Origin of the sequence: Microcoleus sp. Pol14D4, assembly GCF_036701245.1 — a bacterium.
Taxonomy (GTDB): domain Bacteria; phylum Cyanobacteriota; class Cyanobacteriia; order Cyanobacteriales; family Microcoleaceae; genus Microcoleus.
Genome location: NZ_JAUBQM010000144.1, coordinates 1 through 6303, shown reverse-complemented (window position 1 = coordinate 6303; position 6303 = coordinate 1). Strand labels below are relative to the sequence as shown.

At 45.3% G+C, this 6303-nt stretch carries 4 protein-coding genes and 1 pseudogene; 2 read left to right on the top strand and 3 right to left on the bottom strand.

What is annotated here, in order from left to right:
- Nucleotides 1-71 precede the first annotated feature (71 nt).
- From QUA33_RS27135 to QUA33_RS27125, 3 genes and pseudogenes are all read right to left on the bottom strand, one after another.
- A pseudogene (locus tag QUA33_RS27135) lies at nucleotides 72-911 on the bottom strand (reverse transcriptase N-terminal domain-containing protein); the annotation flags it as partial.
- A gap of 786 nt (nucleotides 912-1697) precedes the next feature.
- Nucleotides 1698-2267, bottom strand: coding sequence for a Uma2 family endonuclease (locus tag QUA33_RS27130; protein WP_333152733.1), 570 nt, complete (start codon nucleotides 2265-2267; stop codon nucleotides 1698-1700).
- 39 nt (nucleotides 2268-2306) lie between these two features.
- Entirely contained in the window at nucleotides 2307-3380 is a 1074-nt protein-coding gene (locus QUA33_RS27125; protein ID WP_333152731.1) for an FAD-dependent oxidoreductase, read from the bottom strand.
- A 416-nt stretch (nucleotides 3381-3796) separates the two neighbouring features.
- Between QUA33_RS27125 and QUA33_RS27120 the strand changes: the two genes are divergently transcribed.
- Together QUA33_RS27120 and QUA33_RS27115 are read left to right on the top strand one after the other, a co-directional pair.
- Nucleotides 3797-4642, top strand: a complete 846-nt coding sequence (locus tag QUA33_RS27120) for a YaaW family protein (protein ID WP_190659331.1) — start codon at nucleotides 3797-3799, stop codon at nucleotides 4640-4642.
- Between the two features lie 43 nt (nucleotides 4643-4685).
- On the top strand, nucleotides 4686-6221 hold the full coding sequence (locus tag QUA33_RS27115; protein WP_333152729.1) for an O-antigen ligase family protein: 1536 nt from the start codon (nucleotides 4686-4688) through the stop codon (nucleotides 6219-6221).
- The last annotated feature ends 82 nt before the right edge of the window (nucleotides 6222-6303 follow it).

The following is a 6303-nucleotide window of genomic DNA, read 5'->3' as shown; positions in this document are numbered from 1 at the left end:
CGATCGTGTGTTCTCTGTTTGACCCTCATGAATGAGTGTCAGTAACATCATACCTCATCTTTGTGAGAAAGGCTATATCTGATGACTGCTGGTATCCTTCGTATTATTTCCTTCCCTTTCCATTTCTGGGGAAACTTTTCGGTGATTAGTTCCTCAATCCCATGCAAAGCAATATTGGCTAGGAGGGGTGAGATAGAACCACCTTGTGGCGTTCCTTCTTCAGTGGGAAATAGTTCTTTTCCATCTATATATCCGGCTTTCAACCATTGTTTTATTTGCCTTCTTAAGATTGGGAACGTGTTGATTTTCTCAAGGAGTGCTTTGTGGTCTATCTTGTCGAAACATTTACTTATATCTGCATCCAGTACAAATTTAGTTTTACTCTTCAAATGATTGAAGATTGCTTCGATAGCGTCGTGACATCCTCGCCCTGGTCGAAAACCGTATGAATTGGCTTCAAACTTGGCTTCCCATTCGGGTTCTAACGTCATTTTTGCTAGTGTTTGTAGCGTTCTGTCATGGATAGTAGGAATTCCCAATGGACGCTTATTTCCATCTGATTTTGGTATCCAAATCCTGCGAGTCGGTTTAACTTTGTTTCCAAGTTTTATTTTATTTACAAGCTCTAGTCGGTCATCTGGGCTTAATGATTTTATACCATCTACCCCCGCCGTCTTTTTGCCTGTATTATCTTGGGTTATTTTCCTGACTGCTAGACATTTTGCTGACCAAGATTTGAGCAAGGTCTTTTGGAGCCTGCGTACAGCTTGTGTATCACCTCGACTACTGGCTCGATAAATGCGGGTTTGTAATTTGTGGACTTTCTTTTCTATTTTCTTCCAGGGTAGTTCTTCCCACTTTTGTGGGTCAACTATTCCAAGAAAGATTGGAATGTCATTGTCCCATCCCATCCTGAACTCATGTTCGGCTTTAGGCATTGATTTACTACTTTCACCTTTATCTTCTAAGTCAAAAGTGTCTACGTCTGCTTATCTCAGGAATTACTCTGAGCATTGGCTTCTTAGACAATCCTTTTCCTCTAGCTCATGTGGTTGATTACCTACTCAGACATCGACCTTTCTGAGAGAGTTTTGAGGGTTACTTCGTTCCAAATTTCCTTTGATTGAACCTTTAGAATGACTCTATCCACCGGATTTCTTTGTCAGTGCATACTGGTCAAACCCGAAATTGCCAGCGACCCTCCTTGTCTTTTAGACGCAGATTTATTCTTGCCTTTTGGCTTGGACTATTAACTGTCGTAGTCCATTGCGAATTTCGATGGTTCAACAAGTCTTCAAGCTTTCGCTTTATTCATGGGTTCATGCTTGGCAGGGATTTCCCGTACAGTTCGGAATTACTGCCTTTCTATCCCGCTTTATCCTTTTTGATAATCAGTCTCAAAGATAGGGATAGGGCTGTCACTGTAGCACCTACAGGGAAGGACTTGCCGTTCTAGGTTACTAGGCGCACCTACAAGGAAATTTAGTTGTCATCTATTGAGGATTAAAGTGCGAACTCTACCCTTGCGGGTTACTCAATAAATGCCAGTCATCCCCCTATTACTAGGTTTCGACTGAACGAATCGCACTCAGGACTCTCACCGAACGAAGAAGGAAGAAGTAGCAACCGTGCAGATTCCCGGCGACTTTCTTAACTGCTGAAACCATGGCTTTAATTGCATTTCCCTTCTTCCTTCCTCAACTGAATATGCTGACACCCCGATATAATTCCTCGATCGGCATCTCCAGCCGAATACTCTGCAGCATCACCGTATCGCCTGCTTCATAAACCACCGTTTCCCACCGCAGGGAACTCGCCTCCTGCAACCGACGGCGACACTCCACCCGCATCTGGTTCTGCGCGATTAAAACATACTCTTCCAACGATTCAAGCTGTTGATAATCCTCAAACTTCTCACCCCGATCGAAGTTTTCAGTCGAAGAGGATAGAACCTCAGCAATCAACTTGGGATAACGCTTCACATAACGATCTTCGCGATCGCGCGGATCGCAGGTGACAAAAGCATCTGGATAGTAGAAGAACGCATCCGCATAATTCACCTTGACATCAGCCGAAAAAAATTGACAGTCACCATCGCGCAGGTGAAGGTTAATCGCAGTTATAAAATTAATACAGAGACGGCTGTGGTCATCGCTACCTCCCGCCCTCGCGTACACCAAACCGCGCCGATATTCATGCCGGACGGTATTATCACGTTCGAGGGCAAGGTAATCTTCGGGGCTAAACCCACACGGGATGGCAATCATAGCGTTAGAGGCAAAATCGATACCTTAATTGTAGCCATATTACCAATTGAGGTTGGCATCTAAGGGCAAATTTTGCAACTGAGAATTTACCCAATTAGCCGCCGCCAAACCCGATCGCAAAGCACCCTCTATTTGACCTTCCCCGCACAAATCCCCCGCACAAACCAGCGGCAAATTCCCCCCAGCAGGCAAACAAGAAACAGGCAAAGGATTTCGACAAAAAGCATAGCGCCAGCGGTGAACCTGCAACCATTCTGGCTCTTTGAACCAAGGGATTAAATATTCAGAAGATCTCGAAAGCAATTCCTGACCGACAGTTTGCAAATCAGCAGCTTCTAAAGAGCGTTCGGCAAAATTTGCGCTGCTGTGAACCACAAACACCGGCTGCTGCGGATCGAGCCGTTTGCTGCTGTCCCAGCCAATCCAAGCTAAATCAGCATTATCGGGAAACGAAACAGATTTCCACTGCGGATTTAGATTACTTAAATCGTGCTGTTTTGCCACAGGATAGCCAGCCATCACCGTAATACAAGGGTCATACTCTACGGAACGCAATTTGTCAATAAAATTAGGAGAAAAACCCATTTCAGAATTCAAAAATATTAAAGCTTGAGGAGCAGGAATTGCCACAACCACAGCCTTAGCAATCAATTCTTGAGGGAACTCTAAATTGCTGTCAGTGACTTCTAGGGAAAGATGCCACATTTGGTTATCTGTAGTAGAAATAGCTTGTACGCGGCGGCCAAACCAAATATCTAAATCCTCAGCCAGATACTTACCCACAGCATTCATACCCGCAGGTGCGACATAACAACAGCGAGGAATAGCAGAAAGTTTTCCCTGTCTGAATTCCCAGACATTATCAGTCCAGAGTTTGAGAAGAGCCCGATCCCGATCGAGCAAAACCTCAATTAACCCCTGCACCGCATCCCCCTGCGGTTCCAGATACCGCGCCCCGTGATCGGCCCTAGTACCCTGTACGCGGCGGGTAGCAACACGTCCCCCCGCGCCGCGAGATTTCTCAACAACCACCACAGAATACCCAGCTTGACGTAACCGTTGAGCGCAACTCAGCCCTGCCATACCCGCACCAATCACCGCAACATCGAACATAATTAGTCAGTCAATCGATTTTAGATTTTAGATTTTAGATTTTAGATTGAAGCATTGACCCCACGGATAAATTGGGGGGCTCCTTTATCGGATACAGGTTTTTTATTTCTGGACGGATGAATCCGGGGGCTTGTATCCTGGATGCTTTCGGTCAGCCTTGTGAATCTAAACATCAGCTTAAAGGCTGCAGGCTGAATTTGTACCGTACCGATGACTCAAAAGAGACGTAGCACGGGCGAGGGCCCGACGCCATCGCCCTGCACCAAGTAGTAGAATAAAGGACAGCACGAATCCATGATTAAGACCCGATCGATAAATGCCACTGTAGGTAAATCCTAAATCCTAATGGTTGTCAACCAGCAGCAATCTAAAATCTAAAATCTAAAATCTAAAATCGAATAGGGGAGGGCAAAATTTTGGACGAACTCAGAGCAGCACTCGAATTGACAACAGAAGAAGAATTGCAGCAACTAACAGAACTTCTGTTCAGCCGCAAGTTTAACCCTTTAGATTACGTGCAAACCCCCGCACCGATAGATGTACAAAGTCGCGATCGCCAAGCATGGCTCGACGCCGTAGAACAGCGGTTTCGCTATCTTGCAGCCGACGGGTTGACGGTACTCAGAGGGCGAACCCAACAAGTAACTTACAGACAAGCACTAATTCAAGTTTGTCGCTATCTCAAAATCCCTTATCCCAGACAGTTGTCAACCACCGACTTAGAGGCAGAAGTATTTCTGCACTTAATGGGCCGCGCGTGGAAGCGTTTACCTGCAGATGAACAGCAAGCGCTGACAGTGCGCGTACAGCGAGCGATCGTTGATTCTAAACTCTCAGAACCCCTGCCCATTTCTGCTGAAAAAGACCCGCTGGGTTTACTGTTCAAAGGCGGCAGCGCTTTAGCTGTTAGTTCCATCTTAAAACCAATGCTGCTCAAACTAATGGCCAATCAATTTGCGCTGCATTTTGCCACCTATCAAATGGCAAAACAAGGAGTGCTTGCAGGTACTGCAACTGCAGCAACCCAGTTTCAAAATTATGTGGCAATTCAGACGGCGCGGCGCGGTATGGCGGTGAGTGCGGCTCGTTACGGTGCGACGCGGAGCGTATTTTCGTTGGTCGGCCCGGTGATGTGGACTTGGTTTTTAGCAGATTTGGGTTGGCGATCGATTTCCACGAACTACGGCCGCATTATCCCGACCATTTTTGCCTTAGCTCAAATACGCTTGACGCGATCGGAATGCGTTTGGGAACTAGCTTAACGATGGTAAATTGTAGATTTTAGATTTGAGATTGGGAGTGTGGGTGAATATCAAAAATCGGTTGAAATTAGCTGCCAAACTGACAGCCGAAAATCTCAAGTCTCGCCTCCAAAAACATCCAGATCCCCGCCTGCAAATCCCTTGGAATTTCGCCCAAGTGGGGATGCTGATTTTTCCCTTAATTCCAATTTTGGGAGCTTTAGGTTTATTCCTGGGATTGGCCAGCACTTGCAAGCAAAAGTTCCGTCAAATTAGTCGCAGCCCGTTGAATCGAGGATTCGCAATTCTGAGCGCGTTGCTAGTCATCACAGCCGTTTTTGCCCACAACCGCATTGAGGCTTTTATAGGGTTGTACAATTTCTTGCCATTCTTTATATTGTTTGCTGCTTTCAGCAGTTTAATTCAAACTTTGCCTCAATTGCGGCAATTGTCTTGGATGATTGTAATTAGTTCAATTCCAGTGATAATTTTAGGCCTGGGACAGCAATTTTTAGGCTGGAGTGGCATAGATCAATTGCAGCCTGTTTTTGGCTGGGTACTCGCACCCCAAGGCAATCCCCCCGGCCGTATGGCTTCTGTATTTATGTACGCTAATATTTTAGCTTGCTATCTGACAATTGCTTTTATTTTAGCACTGGGACTGTGGATGGAAGAAGGGTTCGGCAACGATCAAGGTAAGGGATTTCCCGAATTTACCAGATCGATTTTGAGGGAAGAGGAAAGAGGAAAAAAGGAAACAATTAATGAACGGCTGATTCCTGATTCCCAATTTTCGCTTCCCAATTTCCGATTCCTATTTTTAAGTTGTGCAGTGATCGGAAATGCTCTTGCTTTGATTTTTACTAATTCTCGCAATGCTTGGGGACTGGCAGTTGTGGCAGTTTTGGCTTTTGCATTTTATGCGGGTTATAAAAAATTATTAGCTGGGGTTTTGAGTGTGGCTAGCACAGTTTTTTTGTCTGCCTTTGGCCCGGAACCACTGCGACAATCTTTACGAAGAATTGTTCCAGCTTTCTTTTGGGCTAGACTCACCGACGAGATGTTCCCAAATCGACCAACAGCTACTTTGAGGAAAACTCAGTGGGAATTTGCTTTGTCGATGACTCAGCAGCGTCCTTGGACTGGTTGGGGGTTGCGAAATTTTACGCCTCTCTATCAAGCTCAGATGCAAGAATGGCTCGGTCATCCTCACAGTTTGATACTGATGTTGACTGCGGAAACTGGAATACCCGCAACGCTTTTTTTGTTTGGTTTAGTTGGTTGGGTTTTGGCTAGGGGTGTTTTTATGCTGGCGAATTGGCCACTGTTTTCTGCGGATATCAAACATGAGCAAATAGCAACACAGGAAGTAGCGGAAAATGCTTTAGGGTTTACTCAAAAATCTATAACTAATAGCAAACGTCAGAGGGTTTGTCAAGATTTAAGAGCGGCAGATCGCCTAATTTTTTTCAGTTATTTATTAGCCTTCGTTGCCTGTACGCTATTTAACACTGTAGACGTGACGCTGTTTGATTTCCGACTCAATACTACAAGCTGGTTGCTGTTAGCCGCAATTTGCGGAGTCAGCCAGAGGGAATAAGGGAATAGGGAGCGTGTCACTTTTGCAATAAGTACAAATACTTAGACAGCTTTTCCCGACTTGCCAATTAACCCATTTAAAT

Bases quoted from the DNA above. Each gene is read 5' to 3' on its own strand.
- QUA33_RS27130 (WP_333152733.1), bottom strand. From the start codon at position 2,267: ATGATTGCCATCCCGTGTGGGTTTAGCCCCGAAGATTACCTTGCCCTC.
- QUA33_RS27125 (WP_333152731.1), bottom strand. From the start codon at position 3,380: ATGTTCGATGTTGCGGTGATTGGTGCGGGTATGGCAGGGCTGAGTTGC.